16 protein-coding genes and 1 pseudogene are annotated in these 21,139 nt (G+C 68.8%); 8 read left to right on the forward strand and 9 right to left on the reverse strand.

From position 1 onward, the window contains the following. From NA4_RS25785 to NA4_RS25805, 5 genes and pseudogenes are all read right to left on the reverse strand, one after another. A pseudogene (locus tag NA4_RS25785) lies at nt 1-211 on the reverse strand (endolytic transglycosylase MltG); the annotation flags it as partial. Continuing rightward, nucleotides 208-771, reverse strand: coding sequence for a Holliday junction resolvase RuvX (ruvX, locus tag NA4_RS25790; protein ID WP_067475242.1), 564 nt, complete (start codon nt 769-771; stop codon nt 208-210). The pseudogene NA4_RS25785 and the gene ruvX, both read right to left, overlap by 4 nt. Beyond that, nucleotides 771-3,440: an alanine--tRNA ligase gene (gene alaS / locus NA4_RS25795; RefSeq protein WP_067475297.1), complete on the reverse strand. Its 2,670-nt coding sequence runs from the start codon at nt 3,438-3,440 to the stop codon at nt 771-773. The genes ruvX and alaS overlap by 1 nt, the downstream gene beginning before the upstream one ends. A gap of 69 nt (nt 3,441-3,509) precedes the next feature. Continuing rightward, nucleotides 3,510-4,058 carry a Uma2 family endonuclease gene (locus NA4_RS25800; RefSeq protein WP_084497442.1) on the reverse strand — a complete coding sequence of 183 codons (549 nt, stop codon included), beginning with the start codon at nt 4,056-4,058 and terminating at the stop codon, nt 3,510-3,512. A 161-nt stretch (nt 4,059-4,219) separates the two neighbouring features. Further along, nucleotides 4,220-5,566, reverse strand: a complete 1,347-nt coding sequence (locus tag NA4_RS25805) for a replication-associated recombination protein A (RefSeq protein WP_067475250.1) — start codon at nt 5,564-5,566, stop codon at nt 4,220-4,222. A gap of 223 nt (nt 5,567-5,789) precedes the next feature. Here NA4_RS25805 and NA4_RS25810 point away from each other — a divergent pair, with 223 nt between their 5' ends. Next, nucleotides 5,790-7,445 (forward strand): alkaline phosphatase D family protein, encoded by a 1,656-nt coding sequence (locus NA4_RS25810; RefSeq protein ID WP_373862831.1) that lies wholly within the window; start codon nt 5,790-5,792, stop codon nt 7,443-7,445. Nucleotides 7,446-7,517: 72 nt separating this feature from the next. On the opposite strand, the gene NA4_RS25815 is transcribed toward NA4_RS25810, so the two are convergent. Beyond that, nucleotides 7,518-8,687, reverse strand: a complete 1,170-nt coding sequence (locus tag NA4_RS25815) for a phosphotransferase family protein (protein WP_067475252.1) — start codon at nt 8,685-8,687, stop codon at nt 7,518-7,520. A gap of 190 nt (nt 8,688-8,877) precedes the next feature. Between NA4_RS25815 and NA4_RS25820 the strand changes: the two genes are divergently transcribed. Then, the gene (locus NA4_RS25820) at nt 8,878-9,756 is read left to right on the forward strand and encodes a hypothetical protein (protein WP_169811119.1); all 879 of its coding nucleotides are present in this window, start codon (nt 8,878-8,880) and stop codon (nt 9,754-9,756) included. A gap of 276 nt (nt 9,757-10,032) precedes the next feature. Here the strand turns inward: NA4_RS25820 and aspS are convergent, their stop codons facing one another. Beyond that, the gene (aspS, locus tag NA4_RS25825) at nt 10,033-11,805 is read right to left on the reverse strand and encodes an aspartate--tRNA ligase (protein WP_067475310.1); all 1,773 of its coding nucleotides are present in this window, start codon (nt 11,803-11,805) and stop codon (nt 10,033-10,035) included. A 319-nt stretch (nt 11,806-12,124) separates the two neighbouring features. Between aspS and ypfJ the strand changes: the two genes are divergently transcribed. Next, entirely contained in the window at nt 12,125-13,051 is a 927-nt protein-coding gene (gene ypfJ, locus NA4_RS25830; protein ID WP_067475253.1) for a KPN_02809 family neutral zinc metallopeptidase, read from the forward strand. Nucleotides 13,052-13,170: 119 nt separating this feature from the next. Next, the gene (locus tag NA4_RS25835; RefSeq protein WP_157129304.1) at nt 13,171-13,707 is read left to right on the forward strand and encodes a hypothetical protein; all 537 of its coding nucleotides are present in this window, start codon (nt 13,171-13,173) and stop codon (nt 13,705-13,707) included. Between the two features lie 60 nt (nt 13,708-13,767). Here the strand turns inward: NA4_RS25835 and NA4_RS25840 are convergent, their stop codons facing one another. Further along, nucleotides 13,768-15,351: a hypothetical protein gene (locus tag NA4_RS25840; protein WP_067475258.1), complete on the reverse strand. Its 1,584-nt coding sequence runs from the start codon at nt 15,349-15,351 to the stop codon at nt 13,768-13,770. Further along, a complete protein-coding gene (locus NA4_RS25845) occupies nt 15,348-15,677 on the reverse strand; it encodes a type VII secretion target (RefSeq protein ID WP_067475314.1) in 330 nt (109 codons plus the stop codon). Before NA4_RS25845 ends, NA4_RS25840 begins: the two co-directional genes overlap by 4 nt. Before the next feature lie 213 nt (nt 15,678-15,890). On the opposite strand from NA4_RS25845, the gene NA4_RS25850 reads away from it, so the two are divergent. The 4 genes from NA4_RS25850 (at nt 15,891) to NA4_RS25865 (ending at nt 21,134) form a co-directional block, all read left to right on the forward strand. After that, nucleotides 15,891-16,895, forward strand: a complete 1,005-nt coding sequence (locus NA4_RS25850; RefSeq protein WP_067475261.1) for an NAD-dependent epimerase/dehydratase family protein — start codon at nt 15,891-15,893, stop codon at nt 16,893-16,895. Between the two features lie 31 nt (nt 16,896-16,926). Then, on the forward strand, nt 16,927-17,943 hold the full coding sequence (locus tag NA4_RS25855) for an Rv2578c family radical SAM protein (protein ID WP_067475264.1): 1,017 nt from the start codon (nt 16,927-16,929) through the stop codon (nt 17,941-17,943). A 111-nt stretch (nt 17,944-18,054) separates the two neighbouring features. After that, entirely contained in the window at nt 18,055-20,058 is a 2,004-nt protein-coding gene (locus tag NA4_RS25860) for a 2-oxoacid:acceptor oxidoreductase subunit alpha (protein WP_067475267.1), read from the forward strand. Continuing rightward, nucleotides 20,055-21,134 carry a 2-oxoacid:ferredoxin oxidoreductase subunit beta gene (locus NA4_RS25865; RefSeq protein ID WP_067475271.1) on the forward strand — a complete coding sequence of 360 codons (1,080 nt, stop codon included), beginning with the start codon at nt 20,055-20,057 and terminating at the stop codon, nt 21,132-21,134. The genes NA4_RS25860 and NA4_RS25865 overlap by 4 nt, the downstream gene beginning before the upstream one ends. Nucleotides 21,135-21,139: the final 5 nt, after the last annotated feature.

Below are 21,139 nucleotides of genomic sequence, written 5' to 3' on the forward strand. Positions count from 1 at the left end.
GGCCGCCGCGCCGCGGTGCGGGCGGTGGCGGCGCCGGGGGCTCGTCGTCGTCATCTACGTAGCGTGGGATGACGGCGGTGTCGTCGTCGTAGTCGTCATAGTCGTACGTGTCGTCCTCGTGCGCGGCCCAAGCCTCGTCGTCTCTGCGGTAACGCCGATCAGCTTCGCGCTGTCGGAACAGTTCCTCGGCCCGCGCCCACCGATCCGTCATGCATCGTCTCCGGACGACGCGGAACGTCCCGTTTCCACCGACCTCAACACCGCACTCCGTTCGTCCAACCATCCTTGCAGGATCGACACGGCCGCCGCCTGATCGATCACCTGCCGCTGGCCACGCGCGCGAACTCCACTGTCCCGCAATGCACGTGCAGCAGTCACCGTAGTCAAACGTTCGTCGGAAAGCCGGACCGGTACCGGCGCGACGGCAGCCCGCAATCGCTCAGCGAATGCGGTGGCCAGCGTAGCGGCAGTGCCCTTCTCCCCGCGCAATGTTCGCGGTAATCCCACGATGACCTCGACGGCCTCATACTCCCGCACAATTTCGGCAATTCTTCCGATATCGGGTGCGGGGGCCTCGCGGTGCCGCTGTTTCGCCCGCGGCACGGTCTCCACCGGCGTGGCGAGAATGCCGTCGGGATCGCACGCCGCGACCCCGATCCGGACACTGCCGACGTCGACACCGATTCGTCTGCCCCGACCGGGATCGGTGGCAGGATGCGGACGGTCGGCGCCGCGGCGCGCCGACCCCTGCGGTTCTCCGGGGTCGCCCATCACCCGGCTAGTTCGGCCACCCGCGCGCGGACCGCGGCCAGGCCCGCCGGAATACCGGCGGGATCCGATCCGGCGCCCTGGGCCATCTCCGGCTTGCCGCCGCCCCGTCCAGCGATGCTCGGGCCGAAGCTGCCGACCAGATCTCCGGCCTTGATGCCGAGCTCCTGGGCGGGCTTGTTCACGGCGACCACGAACGGCACCTTGCCGTCGGTGTTGCCGAGCAGCACCACGACCGCGGGGTCACTACCGAACCGGCCGCGGATATCGGTGGCCAGCGTCCGCAGATCCCCTGCGGGCACCCCTTCCGGCGCGGCCACGGCGACCAGCAGCAGGCGACCCATCCGCTCGGCCTCGTCGGCGAACTTGCCCGCCGAGGAGAGCACCGCGGCCATCTTGGTGCGTTCGAGCTCCTTCTCGGCCGCCTTGAGCCGTTCAACCAGCTGCTCGACGCGCCCGGGCACCTCTTCCGAGGGCACCTTCAGCGCGGAGGCGACACCGGCCAGCAGCGCACGCTCCTTGGCCAGGTACTTGTAGGAGTCCAGGCCCACGAACGCCTCGACACGGCGCACGCCGGAGCCGACCGACGACTCGCCGAGGACGGTGATCGGGCCGATCTGCGAGGAATGCTGCACGTGCGTGCCGCCGCACAGCTCCATGGAGAACGGGCCACCGATCTCCACCACGCGGACCTCGCTGCCGTAGTTCTCGCCGAACAGGGCGAGCGCGCCCATCTGCTTGGCTTTCGGCAGGTCGGTCACGAAGGTGTTCACCGGGAAGTCGGCGCCGACCGCATCGTTGGACACCGCCTCGATGTCGGCCTTCTGGTGTTCGGACAACTGGCCCTGCCAGTTGAAGTCGAAGCGCAAGTAGCCCGGCTTGTTCAGCGAGCCCGCCTGCACCGCGTTCGGGCCGAGCACCTGCCGCAGCGCGGCGTGCACCATGTGCGTGCCCGAGTGGCCCTGCGTGGCTCCGCGCCGCCAGGCCGGATCGGCCTGCGCGAGGACGACATCGCCCTCGGTGATCTGACCGTGTTCCACCGTGGTCTTGTGCACCCACAGCTTCTTGGCGATCTTCTGCACGTCGTTCACCCGCAGCTTCAGACCCGAGGACGTGGTGATGCTGCCGCGGTCGGCGATCTGGCCACCGGACTCGGCGTAGAGCGGGCTGCGGTCCAGGATCACCTCGACGTCCTGGCCCGCGGTCGCGGCCGGCACCCGTACGCCGTCGGCGATCAAGGCCAGCACGGTGGCTTCGGAGGTCAGCTCGTCGAAACCGGTGAACTCGGTGGCGCCGCGGTCGACCAGCTCCTTGTAGATGGTGAGGTCCGCGTGCGCATGCTTGCGCGCCTGGGCGTCCTCCTTGGCGCGCTGGCGCTGCTCGGCCATGAGCGAGCGGAAGCCCTCCTCGTCGACCGACAGTCCGGCCTCGGCGGCCATCTCCAGGGTCAGATCGATGGGGAAGCCGTAGGTGTCGTGCAGGGTGAACGCGTCCGACCCGGCGATCGTCGTGCCACCCTTGGACCGCACGGCGGCGGCGGTGTTGTCGAACAGGGTGGAACCGGTGTTCAGTGTCTTGAGGAACGCCGTCTCCTCGCCCACAGCGACGTTCTCGATGCGGCGGAAGTCGGTGGCCAGCTCCGGGTAGGAGGGGGCCATGAGATCGCTCACGACCTTCATGAACTCGCCCATCACCGGCTTCTCGGCGCCGAGCAGCCGGGCCGAGCGCACGATGCGGCGCAGCAGGCGGCGCAGCACATAGCCGCGGCCGTCGTTGCCCGGGTTGACGCCGTCGGAGATCAGCATCGCGGCGGTGCGGGCGTGGTCGGCGATCACGCGGAAGCGGACGTCGTCCTCGTGCCGCACGCCGTAGGAGCGGCCGGTCAGCTCCTCGGCCTTGTCGATGATCGGGCGCAGCAGGTCGGTCTCGTAGACGTTGTCCACACCCTGCAGCAGCAAAGCGATCCGCTCGACACCCATACCGGTGTCGATGTTCTTCTTCGGCAGCGACCCGACCGGCGGGTGCCCCAGTTTCGGGCTCAACTCGCCGCGGATGTCCTGCATGAAGACGAGATTCCAGATCTCGAGGTAACGGTCCTCGTCGGCGACCGGGCCGCCGTCGCGGCCGTGCTCGGGCCCACGGTCGTAGTAGATCTCCGAGCAGGGACCGCCCGGGCCGGGCACGCCCATGTCCCAGTAGTTGTCCTTGCCGTCCCGGAACTGGATGCGCTCCTCGGGAATGCCCGCGACCCGCTTCCAGATCTCGGCCGCCTCCGGGTCGTCCTGGTACACGGTCACCCAGATGCGCTCGGGATCGAATCCGTAACCGCCTTCGTCCTGCGGCTTGGAGATCAGCTCCCAGGCGAGGGTGATCGCCCCCTCCTTGAAGTAGTCACCGAAGGAGAAATTCCCCGCCATCTGGAAGAACGTATTGTGCCGCGTCGTGACGCCGACCTCTTCGATGTCGCCGGTGCGCACGCATTTCTGCACGCTGGTCGCCCGCGGGTAGGGCGGCGCCTCCTGACCCAGGAAGTACGGCTTGAACTGGACCATGCCTGCGTTGACGAACAGCAGGTTCGGGTCGGCCAGGATCAGCGAGGCACTCGGCACCTCGGTATGGCCGGCACGGAGGAAATGGTCCAGAAAACGCCGTCGGATCTCGTGGGTCTGCACAGATATCCAGCCTACCGGTGCCATGCACGCGAATATCCATCGACCGGCATGCCGCGCCCCCACGACCGGTCAGTGCACCCAGCCCTGCAACGGCTCGGTATCGAAGGAGACCCCGACCGGATCGGGCAAGTCGAGCGTCTTGCCGAACTTATACCGAATGGTACTGGTGTACACGCCGTCCTCAGGCTGGCTGAACACGACGGACTCGCCGCTATCCCGGTCGATCAGCAGGTACACGGGTATGCCCGCTTCAGCGTATGCGGCCGGTTTCTCGACGCGATCGCGCCGATCGGTGTCCCGATCGTAGGACGTGACCTCGACAACCAGCAGTATCGGCGCTGGATCGACCCAGTTTCCTTGTCCGGTGAAGGATCCGTCGGGCGCCAGTACACCGTCGGCTCGAGCACGACCGTTGCGGTACCTCTCGACTTTCAGATCGACTTCCTGATACAGCCAGAGCTCGCCTCGGAGTGGGAGAAGCTGTCGCGCGATCCAGCGAACGATCTCGCAATGATCCCCATCCGGCACAGCCTTGACCCCCAGCTTCCCGTACAGAAACTCCAGCGTTACCGTCTCACCCGAATGGCGGGCAAGATGCTCGAACTCCTCGACCAGCATTTGGGGTCGCTCCACCATGGCCGTCACCAGGTCCTCCCGTTCTGCTCGGCCGGACGGTGAATACACCGATGATGCAACCGTACGCTACTCGTCGGACATTCCCGACCCGGCTTGTCCCGCGGGTCAGTCGTATTCGGTGACGCCCGCCGGGTCCCACGGTCTCAGGTATCCCGGACGATTCGGCGAAGTTTCTGAACGCGGGGGCCGATCTCGCGTTCATGGCCGTGGTCGGTCGGGTGGTAGTAGTCGACGCCGACCAGTTCGTCGGGCGGGTACTGCTGGGGCAGCACGCCGTCCTTGTCGTCGTGTGGGTATCGGTAGCCCTGCGCGTTGCCCAGCGCGGCCGCGCCCGTGTAGTGGCCGTCGCGCAGGTGTGGTGGGACCGCGCCCGCCTTCCCAGCCGTGACGTCGGCCATGGCCGCGCCGATCGCGGCGACGACGGCGCCGGACTTCGGCGCGGTCGCCAGGTGGATCGTCGCCTGAGCCAGCGCGAGTCGGCCCTCGGGCAGCCCGACCAGCTGCACCACCTGCGCGGCGGCGGTGGCCGTCTGTAGCGCCATCGGATCGGCCATGCCGATGTCCTCGCTCGCGTGGATCATCAGCCTGCGCGCGATGAAACGCGGGTCCTCGCCGGCGCTCAGCATCCTGGCGAGGTAGTGCAGCGCGGCATCGACATCCGAGCCGCGGATGGACTTGATGAACGCGCTGATCACGTCGTAATGCTGGTCACCTGCCCGGTCGTAGCGGACCGCGGCCTTGTCCACACTGGCCTCGACCAGGTCCACGTCGACGGTGCCGTCGAGCGAGGATTCGGCCGAGGCTTCCAGCGCGGTCAGCGCCCGCCGGGCGTCACCGCCCGCGACCCGGACGATGTGGTCCAGGGCGGCATCGGTAACGGTGTACTGGCCGTCGAGCCCGCGCGGGTCGCTGATCGCGCGGGTGAGCACCACGCGGATATCGGCTTCGGTGAGCGAGCGCAGCTGCAGCACCAACGAGCGGGACAGCAGCGGCGACACCACCGAGAACGACGGATTCTCCGTGGTCGCGCCGACCAGAAGGACGATCCGGTTCTCCACCGCGGCGAGCAGCGCGTCCTGCTGGGTCTTGGAGAAACGGTGCACTTCATCGATGAACAGCACGGTCTGCTCGCCCGCCGACAACCTGCGACGTGCCAGATCGATGACCGCGCGAACCTCCTTGACGCCCGCCGAGAGCGCCGACAGCGCCTCGAAACGACGGCCTGTCGCCTGGGAGATGAGCGCGGCGAGGGTGGTTTTCCCGGTGCCGGGCGGGCCGTACAGCAGCACCGACGCCGCGCCGGAGCCCTCGATCAGCCTGCGCAGTGGCGAGCCGGGACCGAGCAGATGCTGCTGTCCGACAACTTCCTCCAGTGTGGCGGGACGCATGCGGACCGCCAGCGGCGCACCCGCGTCCCTGCGCACCACCGCGTCGATCGAGCGCTCCGGAGGCGCCGCGGCCCCGGGCACGTCGAACAAGCCTTCGCTCACGACTGCGCCTCGCTGACGCTCGGCTCCGTCGTGCGCGAAGGCGCGCTGTGCCCACGGTTCACTCGCTGATGCTCCCTCACGAAAAATACGTTACCGAGCCAGACCGACAGCACCGCATGCCCTTCCTGAGCAGCACGGTGGCTCGAGCGGCCGTGCGGGGTCCGGCCTCCGCACCGCCGGGCCGAGTTGCGTCCCGCCGGTCCTTCGGATGTGATCAACACCCGTGACTGAAAACGTGCACGTTTCAGATCCCGCGGCCCCCGGGGGTTTCGCTCGCCGAACCCTGCTGCGAGGTGGTGCGGCGGCAGCCACCGCCACGGCGGTGTTCGGCGCCGGACGCGCGGGCGCGCAGACACCGGTCTTCCGGCACGGCGTGGCCTCGGGCGATCCGCTCCCCGACGGCGTGATCATCTGGACCCGGGTCACCGTCTCCGACGCCGCGACGCCCGGCTCCGGCCTCGGCGCACCGGCGAGCGTGCGCTGGGAGATTGCCGCGGACGACGGGTTCGCTTGGGTCACCGCCTCCGGCACCGTGACGGCGACCGCGGACTCCGATCACACTGTCAAGATCGACGTGTCGGGTCTCGCGCCGGGGGCCGAGTACTTCTACCGCTTCAGCGCGCTCGGCGAGGCCTCGCCGATCGGCCGTACGAAGACCGCGCCCGCCGCCGCAGATTCCCCGGAGCGCCTCCGGCTCGGTGTGGTCTCGTGCTCGAACTGGGAAGCCGGATACTTCGGCGCCTACCGTCATCTGGCCGCGCGTTCCGACTTGGACGCGATCGTGCACCTGGGCGATTACATCTACGAGTACGGCCAGGGTAAGTACGGCGGCCGCGACGGCGCGGTGCGACAGCACGAACCGGCCGGCGAAATCGTCAGCCTGGCCGACTACCGCATCCGTCATGCGCAGTACAAGACCGATCCCGATCTGCTCGACCTGCACGCGGCGCTGCCGTTCGTCTGCACCTGGGACGACCACGAGTCGGCGGACAACTCCTGGTCCGGCGGCGCGAACAACCACGATCCCGGGACCGAAGGCAGCTGGGCGGACCGGCGAGTCGCGTCCATGCAGGCCTACGTGGAATGGATGCCGGTCCGCGCCGCCGGTTCCGGGGCGCAGGTGCGCATCTACCGCAGGCTGCGCTTCGGCACCCTGGCCGAACTCGCCATGCTGGATTTGCGCAGCTATCGCGACCAGGAGGCGAAGCCGGGAGCGGGCTGGCGGGAAGCCGACAACCCGGCGCGCACGCTCACCGGCAAGGCCCAGATGGAGTGGCTGACCGCGGGCCTGGCGTCGGCGCCGGTGCGGTGGAAGCTGGTCGGCAACTCGGTGATGATCGCCCCGCTGATCTTCCCGCCGCTGGAACCGGCCACTACGGCGGCGATCACCAGCACCATGGGCATCCCGCAGTCCGGCCTGTCACCGAACGGCGACCAGTGGGACGGCTACGCCGCCGATCGCGCGCGCCTGTTCCGGGCGATCATCGAGCAGCAGATCTCCGACGTGGTTTTCCTCACCGGCGACATCCATTCCTCATGGGCGGCGGACCTGCCCGTCGACGCGGCGAACTATCCGGGTGGCGCCACGGCCGGCGCCGAGTTCGTCGTGCCGTCGGTGACCTCGACCAGCATCGGCGACATGGTACGGGCGAACACCGCGCCGGTCGCCGAATCGATCAAGTCGGTCAACCACCATCTGCGCTATGCCGAACTGGATTCGCACGGCTACGGCGTGCTGGAGGTCACCGCGGACAACGCACAGATGGACTGGTACTACCTGCTGAACGTGTCCGACCCGAATTCCGCTGTGCGCCATGGCGCTTCGTTCGCCGTCCGCTCCGGCGGCCGGATCGAGCCGCGGCAGATCCCGCTCATCTGACACAGGCAGCCCTGCGGCTCGACAACCGCGGGGCCTCGCCATTGCGGCGAGTGCTGTACGGCTGGCGGAGACCTACTCCGACCAGCGCTCTTCCAGCCTCGCCGAGACGTCCTCGGCGAAGTCGCCGACGATGTCGTCGCCCGTGCACCTGGCGTCCTCGGCGAGCGCGGCCCAGCGGTTGATCAGGGCCGCCGAGCGCGGCACCGACAGCCCGTGCTCCCTGGCGGCCGCGATGCGCGTGTGATCGGCGGGCAGGAACCAGTAGGTGGACAGCCATACCCAGATCAGCCGGGCTTCGAGGATGCGCTCGGCGAGCAGGTCGTCGTCGGCCAGCGCGGGCCACACGCCCACCACCTCGGCGCGCCATGCCTCGACCATCTGCCCGGCGCGTTCGCGGGAGAGTTCGACATCACACAGGCAGCCGGGGAAGGACACCAGCGCGTAGGCGATGTCCAGGGTGGCGTCGCGGAACCCGCCCCACTCGTAGTCGAGGAAGCGAGCGCCCTCCTCGTTCAAGATCACGTTGTCCGGGCACAGGTCCGACGGGCTGAACGCGCGGAAGCGGCCGGCGGAGTACAGGCGATTGCCGCGCACGATCCGCTCGGCGATCTCCCCGGGCACCTCGATGCCCAGTTCGCGCTGCAGCATGCCGGGCACCTCGGCGATCGCCGTCTCGGCCTGCTGTGCGATGCCGTCCACCCGGTGCACCACCTCGACCCGGCGCAGCAGGGCGACGAAGTCCGCCTCGCGGCCGACGGTGGCGGCGTGCATCCGGCCCAGAGCCTGCGCGAACGCCATCAAGGCGTTGCGGGCGGCCGGCTCGGCTCCGGACTGCAGCACGGCGGTGAGCAGGGAATTCTCGCCCAGGTCGCTGAGGATCAGCAACCGGTCGGGAAGACTGTGGGCGACCAGGTACGCCCCCGGGCGCTGTTCCCGGCTGAGCGCGGTGGTGAACTGATACGACACGGCCTCGCGCAGAAAGGCGGAGTCGATGCTGGCGACGCCGGGCGCCAGACCGCCGGTACGGCGATCCTGAGCGGACCCACGGACCTGCTTGACGATCAGGGTTCGCGGCAACGAGAAGGCGTTCTCCGCTACCCGCACACGTAGGACTGTCGTCCTACCACTACCGCTGAGTTCGATCGGATCGCTCAGCTTTACCGGAGCACCCATTCGCTTTGTGAGCAACTGTTGCGCTGCGGACACGACTTCGGCGGCGCGTTCGGCCAATAGTGCGGTCATCGCCTCTCAAAGTACTCGCATCGGGTCACTTCTAGCGAGCGGTTACACAACCTTTCCGTGTCGCCCGGCGTGTCTTCGGCAAGGTCGGAGGGCCGAGGCCGGTCGCTTGACACCCTTACACCCGTCGGGTTTTCTCATCGTCAACTGCCCTGCGCCACATCGCAAACCAGTTGAGTGGAAAGGTCTCCGCATGACCGAAACCCCGCCTCCCGCACCGAAATCAGCTGGCGGCGCACCCTACCCCCCGGACGACGACCAGCGCTCGGCGGCGCGGCCAGGGCAGCATGAGAGCGCCGCACAATACGGCACCGAGCCGCTGGAACCGCCGCCGGTGGGCGCGCCGCACCCCAGCTACGGGCCACCGGGCACCGGACCGGGCTGGATGCCGCCCGCAGCCGCGGCAGCGCCGCAGCCGGTCTACGGCTACCAGCAGGTTCCCGCCGTTCCCGGCACACTCGACGTGGGCCGGGCGCTGAGCTTCGGCTGGGCGAAGTTCCGGGCCAATCCGGGACCGTGGGCCGGGGTGACCGCGGTGGGCCTGATCGTCTATCTGGCGTTCCTGCTCGTCGTGCAACTCACCGACCCGACGACAATGCTGCCGCTGCTGCTCATCTTCTTGGCGGTCATGGCCGCGGTGTGGTTGCTGCAGTCGGCGATGGTGCGCGGCGCCCTGTACGAAACCGACGGCACCCCACCGCCATTCGGCGCGTACTTCCGTTTCCTGAACGCGGGCAATGTATTGCTCACCGCGCTGCTGGCATTCCTGCTGACCTTTCTCGGCTCCGCGATCTGCCTGATCCCCGGTCTGATCGCCGGCTGGCTGTGCATGTTCTCGCTGCACTTCGTCGTCGATCAGGATCAGGGCCCGTTCGAGGCGCTGAAGTCCAGCTTCAGCCTGGTCGTCGCCAATGCCTGGCAGGTCCTGCTGCTCGCGCTGGCGGTGCTCGTGGTGACCTTCCTCGGCCTGCTGCTGTGCGGTCTGGGCCTGCTGGTCGCGGGACCGGTCGCCACCATCGCCGTGACCTACGCCTACCGCACGCTGACCGGCGGCACCGTCGCCGCGCTGTGAACCGGGCGCTCAGTGTTCAACCGGTGAGCGCATACCCGCTCGAGCGAACCGGCCTCGCCGCCCAACGGAATCGAAGCTCGAGCATTACGAACTCGCCGCGATGATATTCACCGTGAGCTGACCGCGACGACCACGCCAGCTGCCGTTTCGCCAAAGCTCCTGCGACGAAGGTGAATTCGCCGCAGGCAGATCGGACCGAGATGAATGCGCCGACAGCGCGGCGGGTATCGCGATCACCGGACAGCGTGCCCGCCGCGCGTGCGCGGTCTTCGGTACCTAGTCCTTCTGCTGGCCCGGCTTGACGTCGAGGCCCGCTTCCTTGCGCTGCAGCTCGGTAATCGGCGCGGGCGCGTCGGTCAACGGGTCGACGCCACCGCCGGTCTTCGGGAACGCGATGACATCGCGGATCGAGTCCTCCCCTGCCAGCAGCGCGGTGACCCGGTCCCAGCCGAACGCGATGCCGCCGTGCGGCGGCGCGCCGAAGGCGAAGGCGTCCAGCAGGAAGCCGAACTTCTCCTGCGCCTCCTCGTGGCTGATGCCCATGACCTTGAATACCCGTTCTTGCACGTCACGTCGGTGGATACGGATCGAGCCGCCACCGATCTCGTTGCCGTTGCAGACGATGTCGTAGGCATAGGCGAGCGCGGAGTCGGGCTCGACGTCGAAGGTGTCCACCGATTCCGGCTTCGGCGAGGTGAACGCGTGGTGCACCGCGGTCCACGCGGAATGGCCCACGGCCACATCGCCGCTCGCGGTCGCCTCGGCGGTCGGCTCGAACAGCGGCGCGTCCACGATCCACACGAACGACCAGGCATCTTCGTCGATCAGACCCACCTTGCGGGCGATCTCGACGCGCGCCGCGCCCAGCAGCGCGCGCTGCGCCTTGGCCGCACCGGCCGCGAAGAAGACACAGTCGCCAGGCACCGCGCCGACATGCTTGGCCAGGCCGTCGCGCTCGGCGTCGCTGAGGTTCTTGGCGACCGGACCGCCCAGCGTGCCGTCTTCGTTCACCAGGACATAGGCCAGCCCCTTGGCGCCGCGCTGCTTGGCCCACTCCTGCCAGGCGTCGAGCTGGCGCCGCGGCTGGCTCGCGCCGCCGGGCATGACGACCGCCCCGACGTACGGCGCCTGGAACACCCGGAACGGCGTGTCCTTGAAGTACTCGGTGCACTCGGTGATCTCGACACCGAAACGCAGGTCGGGCTTGTCGGTACCGAAGCGGCGCATGGCCTCGGCGTAGGTCATGTGCGGGATCGGCGTGGGGATCTCGTAGCCGACCAGCTTCCACAGCGCGACGAGGATCTCCTCGGACAGCAGGATCACGTCCTCCTGGCGCACGAAACTCATCTCGATATCGAGCTGGGTGAACTCCGGCTGACGGTCGGCACGGAAGTCCTCGTCGCGGTAGCAGCGCGCGATCTGGTAGTACCGCTCGATGCCGCCGACCATGAGCAACTGCTTGAACAGCTGCGGGCTCTGCGGCAGCGCGTAGAAGTTGCCCGGCTGCAGACGGGCTGGCACCAGGAAGTCGCGCGCGCCTTCCGGGGTGGAGCGGGTCAACGTGGGCGTCTCGACCTCGACGAACTCGTGGCGGGCCAGCACCTCGCGGGCGGCCGCGTTGACCTTCGACCGCAACCGGATGGCGTGTGCCGGCGCCTCGCGGCGCAGGTCCAGGTAGCGATGCTTGAGGCGCGCCTCCTCGCCGGGCTGCTCGTCCAGCTGGAACGGCAGCGGGGCGCTCTCGTTCAGCACCTCGAGCTCGGTGACGTTCACCTCGATGGTGCCGGTCGGCAGCTCCGGGTTCTCGTTGCCGCTCGGCCGCGGTTCCACCGTGCCGGTGACGCGCACGCAGTACTCGGCGCGCAGCCGGTGCGCCTGCTCGGCCGGTACGCCCTCGCGGAACACCGCCTGGGCCACGCCGGACGCGTCGCGCAGATCGATGAAGATCACCCCACCGTGGTCACGCCGCCGCGCCACCCAGCCGGTGAGAGTGACGGTCAGACCGGCATGCTCGCTTCGCAGCGAACCAGCCAAGTGGGTGCGCAGCACGGGATTCCTTTCGACGACTCCGGCACCGGCGCGGTATGACCAGGTGCGGGTCCATCGTAGTGAGACATATTCGACGAGTGGAAACCGATATCGCCACACGCGTGCCAAGCTGTATACGACTGGTCCCGCCCGGCGCTCGATACCGGCCACGGGCCACACCAACCCGCCCACCACGGGCGCGAGTTCTACGAGCGCCATTCGCGGCCCGGCTCGCGTCCGAGGGGCCGAAGCGCATGCGAGGAAGTCGCGAGTCTCGGCCGCTCGGACGCGGGCCTTCCCGGGGCCACGAATACGCCGATCCAACACAGGAGCGACGACGATGACCTTCAACGAGGGCATGCAGATCGACCCGGATCGCGTTTCGTCCGGCGGTGGCCCCGGCATGGGCGGCAAGCTCGCGCTGGGCGGCGGTGCGGGCGGACTCATCGTGCTGGTGCTGACCTTGTTGCTGGGCGGCGACCCCGGCTCCGTCCTCGGCAACTTCACCGGCGCGCCGGATCAGAGCCAGACGCAGCCGGGCACCGCGGGCACGCCGAGCCACTGCAAGACCGGCGCCGACGCCAACAAGTACCTCGACTGCCGGGTCGCGCTCACTGCCCAGAGCCTGGACGCCGTGTGGTCGGCAGAGCTGCCGAAGCAGACCGGCAAGCGCTATGTGGAGCCGAACGTCGTGCTGTTCTCCGGCGCCGTTTCCACCGGCTGCGGCAATGCCACCAGCGAGGTCGGCCCGTTCTACTGCCCGGCCGACCGGACCGCCTACTTCGACACCAGCTTCTTCCAGGACCTGGTGGAGCGTTTCGGCGCCAGTGGCGGCCCGCTCGCGCAGGAGTACGTGGTGGCGCACGAGTTCGGCCATCACATCCAGAATCAGCTCGGCGACATCGGCCGCGCACAACGCGATCCTCGCGGCGCGCAGTCCGGTGCTGTGCGCACCGAACTGCAGGCCGACTGCTACGCGGGCATCTGGGCGCATTTCGCGGACGAACTGCCCGCACCCGGCAGCGACCAGCCGTTCTTGCGTCCGCTGTCGGACAAGGACGTCCAGGACGCCCTGTCGGCGGCCGCGGCGGTCGGCGACGACCGTATCCAGCGCGCGGCGCAGGGCAGGGTCAATCCCGAAGCGTGGACGCACGGCTCCTCCGAGCAGCGGCAGAAATGGTTCCTCACCGGCTACCGGACCGGTCAGGTCCGCGCCTGCGACACCTATTCGGCGCCGGACCTGAACAATCCGCCCGCCTTGCGGTAAAACCGGATTCGATCGACTACACAGCGCGCCGGTTCCCACCGCGGGCGGGGCGCTGTCCTGGTCGACGGCAGTTCACCTGCGCCGCAGGCGAACACGGACAGCACCGGAAGATGGGATCGATGCGAGGAACGAAAGCCGTTCTGCTGGTTGTGATGCTGACACTCGGGATGGCCTCGGGCACGGCCGCGGCCGACCCAGCCGCCGACCGGCCCAGCGCCCTACCGCCGATCGCGGCGCCACTGGCCCTGTTCACCCTGACCACCATCCCGGACGGCTGGCAGACGCGGACCGATCTACGCCCGCAGCTGGAGATCTTCGCCGACGGCCGGGCGGTCAGCAGTCCCGACGCCGTTGCCGCCGGTCGTCGCCCGGAGACGCCACCGAAGCGGATCGAGGGCCACATCCCGCCCGATGCGCTGAAAGCGGCGGTGGCCGAGACCGCCGCTCTGGCCACGGTGGATCCCGGTGTGCCGAGGGCCGCCGATCAGAGCAGCCGGATCATCGACTACATGCCGCAGCCGGCGGGACAGGACGTGCACTTGGTCGTGTACGCGCCCGAGGCCACCGACGGGCTGGGCGCCGAGCAACAAGTCGCGCGGAAGCGGTTCGCCGACCTCTACAAGACACTGCTCGACGCGTTCGTCCCGGACAACTGAGGACCGCACGGTGCCCGGCCCGAGCGGATCACCGCCGCGCGGGCCGAGCTCGAATCGTGCCTAGAACTGATCCTGTTCGTAGTCCGAGCTGATGAGCTCGTCGGAGTGCGTCGCACCGATGACGTCCGGCGTGGACTCCCCCAGCGGACCGGTGAGATCGTCGTTGCCGGTGGGGCTGGAGTACGGCTGCACCGTGCGCGAGTGTTCCTCGTTGTCGTTCCGTTGCCCTGCGGCGGCGGGGCCGCCCATGAAACTGTTGGCTCCGGACGGGGAAGTGCCGGGCGTGCCGGTACCGAACGGCGTGCCGGGGATGCCGGTGACCGGGCGGATCGGCGCGACCGGTGTGCCGGGTAGACCGGTGGGCTTGGGTACCGAGGGTGTGCCCGGGGTTCCCGGCCGACCAGGACTGCCGAACAATCCGGAGGGCGAACCGTGGTTGGTACTCGGGCTCGGCGTGGTGTGCACCGACGAGGGCGTGGTCAGGGGGCTGGTCGTGCCGGGCGCGGCGGAGTCAAGGCCCGCCGCCTTCGTCATGGTGTCGGACGCGGTCGACTGCGCCTGCTCGAGAATCGGCTGGCCGACGTTCTGCGCCAGCGACTGCGCGGCTTCCTGCGCCTGCGGTCCGACCAGCTGGTGCACCATGCCGCTGAGCTCGGCGGTCTTGCCCGCCAGATCACCGCGGGTGACGTTGACCACGCCGACGGCCTGGCCCAGGTGCTCGGTGGCCGAGGCGACCAGCGCCGCCTGCGCGGGCGGGGTGAGGATGACCGGGGCCAGCGCGGTCGCCTGCGTGGCGAACGACGAGGCGATGCCGAGCAGCTGCGCATTGCCCTGCTGCACCACGGCCGCGGCGCGCTGGGTGATTTCGGAGATGTCGATGCCGCGCTGACCGGTCTCTTGGCCCTCGACGTTCGCCTGCTGGCTCGCGGCTTGGGCGTTGCGCGAGGCCTGGCCCTGCCATACCTGCTCGACCGTGGCCATGCTGCCCTTGCCCACCTGCATGGCCATCTCGATGACCTTGGAGGACTGGCTGAGGATCGCGGTCGGATCGAGCGCGCCGATGATGCCGGTGCCGAAGCTGCCGAGCAGGTCGAGAATCGGCTTCATCAGCAGGTCCACGCCGGGCAGCGCCGGCAGCGCGACGCCCTGCATCAGCGCGGCGACCGGATCGGCGGGCAGCGGCGGCAGCGCGGCCGCTGCCTGATTCGCCTGATTCACCGCGGTGGCGATCGAGCTCGGCGCGTCGGCGAGGGCACCGCTCAGCACGCCGTCGGCCTGCTCGAGCGCGGCGTGGACCACCGGCGCCGCCGCGGCGTTCACGTCACCGAGCAGAGCGGACGCTTCGTGCGGGACGCCGGGCAGATCCTCGCCGCCTGGAACGCCGTTCAATCCCGGGAGTCCGGCGGGAGTCGCGCCGAGCGTCTGCTGATCCTCGGAAACCTTGCGCGACAACACGAATGCGGGCGGCTCGATCGGGGGCATGTCCTCGGGCAGCTGCGGCAGCGGCAGGTCGAGCACCGCTGCAGCCGGTGAATTCTGCAGGGCGTCGAGCACCGTCTGCTGGCCGATGGCGACATTCTGCTCGGCCGCGTGCGCGACGGCCTGCTCCTCCGGGGCGATAACGCCGCTGTCGAGCGGTCTCATACCGCGTCTCCGATCTCGCCCGTCTTCGATCCGAGCGCGCTCGCATTGGCCCAGTCCATGGCGTCGAAGGCCGCCGCGGCGCTGAACGCCGACTCCGAGAGCTTGCCGTACTTGGCCGACAAATCGTTGATGTCCTTGGCCTGCAACAGCTGTGCCGCGGCGAACATCGCCAGGTAGTCGGCGCCGATCAGGCCGAACACCGGAACCAGCGCGGCAACGTTGTTCGCCGCGTCGATATTGCCCGCCCTGGCCAGATCACCGGCGATACCGGCGTTCGTGGCGGCGAACACCCGGACCGCTTCGGTCTCTACCGAGAGATCTCTCATCGAGTTGTCCCCCCAAATCGTCGTGAACATGCGTCATGAAGTTCGTCGTGACCGATCCCGCTCCCTGCCCGAATCGGCAAGGGCCGCTACGGTTGCGCTCAATATAGCGGACGGTACCGGCAAGTTTCGAGCCCGAACGCTCCGCTGAACGAGGCATCCGGCAGCGAATTGGAACGTGTTGCAAATTAGAACGAGTTCTATATTCTCTCTGCCATGAAGGTCGCAGTGACCGGCGCAGCCGGCTACCTTGGCACGAACCTGCTCCGCCTCCTCACCGAGCGCGGTCACCAGGTCACCGCCATCGATCGCGCGATTCCCGGCGAGAGCGCGGCGCCCGGCGTCACCTGGGTGCGCGGCGATGTACTGGATCCGGCGTCGATGCGCGCCGCGCTGACCGGCGCCGAGGTCGTCTACCACCTGGTCGCGGTGATCACCCTGGCCGACAAGAACGACCTGGCCTGGCGGGTGAACACCGAGGGCGTGCGCGTGGTCGCCGAGGCGGCGCTGGCCGTCGGCGCGCGCCGCATGGTGCACGCCAGCTCCATCCACGCGTTCAACCAGTACAGCTGCGGCGGCCGGATCGACGAGCGCGCTTCCCGCTCGACCGACCCGGCCCTGCCGGTCTACGACCGCTCGAAGTGGGCGGGCGAGGTGGAACTACGCAAGGTGATCGACCAGGGCCTGGACGCGGTGCTGTGCAATCCGACCGGCGTCTTCGGCCCGCTGGACCACGGCAAGCCGCTGTCCCGGATCAACCGGACGCTCAAGGACGCGGCGCTGGGACGGGTGCCCGCCATGATCGGCGGCGGATTCGACCTGGTGGACGTGCGCGACGTGGCCGAGGGCCTGCTGCTGGCCGGTGAACGCGGCCGCACCGGCGAGAACTACCTGCTGGGCGGATCGATGGTCTCGATGCTCGAGCTGTGCCGCCTCGCCGCGGCGCACGGCGGCAAGAAGGGCCCGAAGTTCGCCATCCCCGCCAAGCTCGTCTCCGGCGTCATCCCGGTGCTGGCACCGATCGGCAAACTGTTCGACTCCGACATCGTCTCCAAGGCCGCGCTCGGCGCGCTGATCTCCGCGCCGATCGTCGACCACGGCAAGGCCACGGGCGAACTCGGGTACCAGCCGCGCCCCCTCGACGAGACCGTTCGCGACCTGGTCGCCTTCTTCGCCGACCCCGCTCGGCTCGCGCCGCCCGGCGCCCGGCGCATCGCTTGACAGGCATTAGAACACATGTTCGACTGAAGGGGTGCGGTGGCAAAGCCAAACCCTGGACGCCGAGGACGGCGCCCTGCCCGGACTCTCCCGGGCAGGTTTGGTGCGCACCGTGCAGACACCCGAGTTCGAGGGCATCACATTCCACGAGGTGCTGTGCAAGAGCGCGCTGAACAAGGTGCCCGAGGCCTCGAACCTGCCGTTCCAGTGGACGGTCAATCCGATGCGCGGCTGTTCGCACGCCTGCCGCTACTGTTTCGCCCGCGGCACGCACGAGTACCTGGACTTGGACGCGGGCCGGGACTTCGACACGCAGATCGTGGTGAAGACGAACGTCGCCGCTGTTCTGCGCAAGGAACTCGGCAGGCGCTCCTGGCGGCGCGCACCGGTCGCGCTCGGCACCAACACCGATCCGTATCAGCGCGCGGAGGGCCGGTATCGGTTGATGCCGGGCATCATTCGCGCGCTGACCGAGTCCGGCACCCCGTTCTCCATCCTCACCAAGGGCACATTGCTGCGGCGGGATCTGCCGTTGCTCATCTCGGCCGCCCGCGAGGTGCGGGTGAGTCTCGCGGTGTCCATCGCGATCCTCGACGAGGATCTGCATCGCAGCCTGGAATCGGGCACACCGTCACCGCGTGCGCGACTGGACTTGGTGCGCGCCCTCACCGACGCGGGATTCGCGGTCAACGTCCTGGTCGCACCGGTCATCCCGTGTCTCACCGACAGCCGGGCGCACCTGGACGCCATGTTCGGCGCGATCGCCGAGGCCGGTGCGAACTCGGCCGTCGCGTTCCCGATGCACCTGCGCGGCAGCACCAGGGGCTGGTTCCTGTCCTGGCTGGCCGAGCACCATCCGGCGCTGCTGCGCCGCTACCGTCAGCTCTACGGCCGCGGCGCGTACGTGACGCCGGAATACTCGGCCTGGCTGCGCGAACGAGTCGATCCACTGCTGGCCGAGCACGGTTTGACGCCGCGCAGGCAACCCGAACCGGAGGCAGTCCCCGAAACCGCGGACACGAACGACCCGCAACTGGCATTGTTCGCCTGACGCCGCCATCGGCAAATCTCGCGGGTCCACGCGCTTTGCCGGGCGCACATCGCGTTGGACGGAGTAGTTTGGCGATGGCACCTCTCAGCGACGAGGAAGTGAAGCAGGCATATGGTTTCACACCAAAATGATGTCGGCACAGCGAAATTGGAAAAGGTCGTCATTCGGTTCGCCGGGGACTCCGGCGACGGAATGCAGTTGACCGGCGATCGCTTCACCCATGAGGCCGCCGCCTTCGGCAACGACCTGGCCACCCAGCCCAACTTCCCGGCCGAGATCAGGGCGCCGCAGGGCACCCTGCCCGGCGTCTCGTCGTTCCAGATCCAGATCGCCGACTACGACATTCTCACCGCGGGCGACCACCCCGATGTGCTGGTCGCGATGAACCCCGCCGCGCTCAAGGCGAACCTGGAGGATCTTCCGCGCGGCGCCACCGTCATCGTCAACACCGACGAGTTCACCAAGCGCACCCTCGCCAAGGTGGGTTACGCCGGCGACCCGCTGGCCGACGACACCCTGTCGGACTTCGTTGTCCACCGGGTCCCGATGACGTCGCTCACCCTGGGCGCCACCGAATCGACCGGAGTCGGCAAGAAGGACGCCCAGCGGGCCAAGAACATGTTCGCCCTCGGCCTGCTGTCCTGGATGTACGGGCGCCCGATCGGCGGAACCGAGCGGTTCATGCGGGAAAAGTTCGCCACGAAGCCGGACATCGCCGAGGCCAACGTGCTGGCGTTCCGTGCCGGCTGGAACTACGGCGAGACCACCGAGAGCTTCGCCACCACCTACGAGATCGCGCCGGCGAAGCTGCCGCCGGGCACTTACCGGCAGATCACCGGCAACACCGCGCTCGCCTACGGCCTGATCACCGCCGGTCAGCTCGCGGGACTGCCCGTCTTCCTCGGCACCTACCCCATCACGCCGGCCTCCGACATCCTGCACGAGCTGAGCAAGCACAAGAACTTCGGCGTCACGACCTTCCAGGCCGAGGACGAGATCGCCGGGATCGGCGCGGCGCTCGGCGCTTCGCTCGGCGGCGCGCTGGGCGTCACCAGCACCTCCGGGCCCGGCCTCGCGCTGAAGAGCGAGACCGTCGGCCTCGCGGTGATGACGGAGCTGCCACTGGTCGTCATCGATGTGCAGCGGGGCGGCCCGTCCACCGGCCTACCGACCAAAACCGAGCAGGCCGACCTGCTGCAAGCCCTCTACGGCCGCAACGGCGAATCGCCGGTAGCGGTGGTCGCGCCCCGCTCTCCCGCCGACTGCTTCGCCGCCGCGGTGGACGCCGCACGGATCGCCCTCACCTACCGCACCCCGGTGCTGTTGCTGTCCGACGGCGCGATCGCGAACGGTTCGGAACCCTGGTCGATTCCCCAGGTGGCGGAGTTGGACCCGATCGACCCGGCGTTCGAGCCGGAGGGCGACGACGGCGACCCGTTCCAGCCCTACACCCGCGACCCCGACACGCTCGCGCGCCCGCTCGCGGTCCCCGGCACCAAAGGACGCGCGCACCGGATCGGCGGACTCGAGAAGGCGGACGGCAGCGGCAATATCTCCTACGACCCGGCCAACCACGAGCTCATGGTGCGATTGCGCCAGGCCAAGATCGACGGCATCGCCGTGCCGGATGTCGAGGTGGACGACCCCGACGGCACAGCCGAGCTGCTGCTGATCGGCTGGGGCAGCTCCTACGGCCCGATCGGCGAGGCGTGCCGGCGCGCCCGCCGCCGCGGCGTTCCGGTCGCCCAAGCGCACTTGCGACATCTGAATCCCCTGCCCGCCAACCTGGGCGAGGTCCTGGGCCGTTACCGCATCGTGGTGGCGCCGGAGATGAACGGCGGTCAGCTGGCCATGCTGCTGCGGGCGAGGTACCTGGTCGACGTGCGGCCGTGGACGAAGGTCGCGGGCACCGCGTTCTCCGCCCAGGAACTGGTCGGCGTCATCGACGCGGCGCTGGACGGGTCGATCGAGGAAATGGAACAGAGCAAGGTCTTCGCCGCGCGGGCGCGGGCCACGTACCGGACACGGCAGGACGACGTCCGTGCACAGCCCGGCGCCGGGCCGAACGCAGGCGAGGCAGACGCTGACCGCACCACCGCTGGGGGTATCGCATGACCATCGTGGAAACATCGCTCGTCGGCACGGACCTGGGACTGACCGGGGTATCCGGGGTGCCGCCCGCGGACGCACCGCAGAAGGTGAAGGACTTCACCTCCGACCAGGAGGTCCGCTGGTGCCCCGGCTGCGGCGACTACGTGATCCTGGCGACGGTGCGCGGCTTCCTCGCCGAACTCGGATTGCGCAGGGAGAATCTGATGTTCGTCTCCGGGATCGGCTGCTCGAGCCGCTTCCCTTACTACTTGGAGGCCTACGGCATCCACTCGATCCACGGTCGGGCTCCCGCGATCGCGACCGGCCTCGCGGTCAGCCGTCCCGATCTGTCGGTCTGGGTGGTGACCGGTGACGGCGACGCGCTGTCCATCGGGGGCAACCATCTCATCCACGCGTTGCGCCGCAATGTGAACATGACGATCCTGCTGTTCAACAACCGGATCTATGGCCTGACCAAGGGCCAGTACTCCCCGACCTCGGAGCAGGGCAAGATCACCAAGTCCACTCCGATGGGTTCGCCCGACCACCCGTTCAACACCTTGTCCGTCGCGCTGGGCGCGGAAGCGACCTTCGCCGCCCGTGCGCTGGATTCCGATCGCGCTGGCCTCACCGAGGTGCTGCGCGCCGCCGCCGAGCATCGCGGCACGTCGTTCGTGGAGATCCTGCAGGACTGCCCGATCTTCAACGACGGCTCGTTCGACGTGCTGCGCCGGGAGAACGCGGCCGATCACCTCATCCCGCTGCGGCACGGCGAACCCATCCGGTTCGGCGCCGAGGGCGAATTCGCGGTCGTCCGAAGCGGTTTCGGGCTGAAGGTGGTACGCACCGATAGTGTCGCGGAGTCCGACATCGTGGTGCACGACGTGTACGCCGACAGTCCGGAGTACGCCTACGCACTGTCGCGGCTGTCCGACCAGGGGCTCGACCATGTCGTCACCGGCGTCTTCCGCAGCGTCTCGCGGCCGACCTACGACGACGCCGTCCGCTACCAGATCGAGGCCGCACAGGAAAGAAAACCGATCGGTCCGGAATCGCTCCAGGCCCTGCTCACCGGGCCGGAAACCTGGACGGTCGGATAGCGGCT

It is taken from the genome of Nocardia amamiensis NBRC 102102 (assembly GCF_001612745.1).
Classification (GTDB): domain Bacteria; phylum Actinomycetota; class Actinomycetes; order Mycobacteriales; family Mycobacteriaceae; genus Nocardia; species Nocardia amamiensis.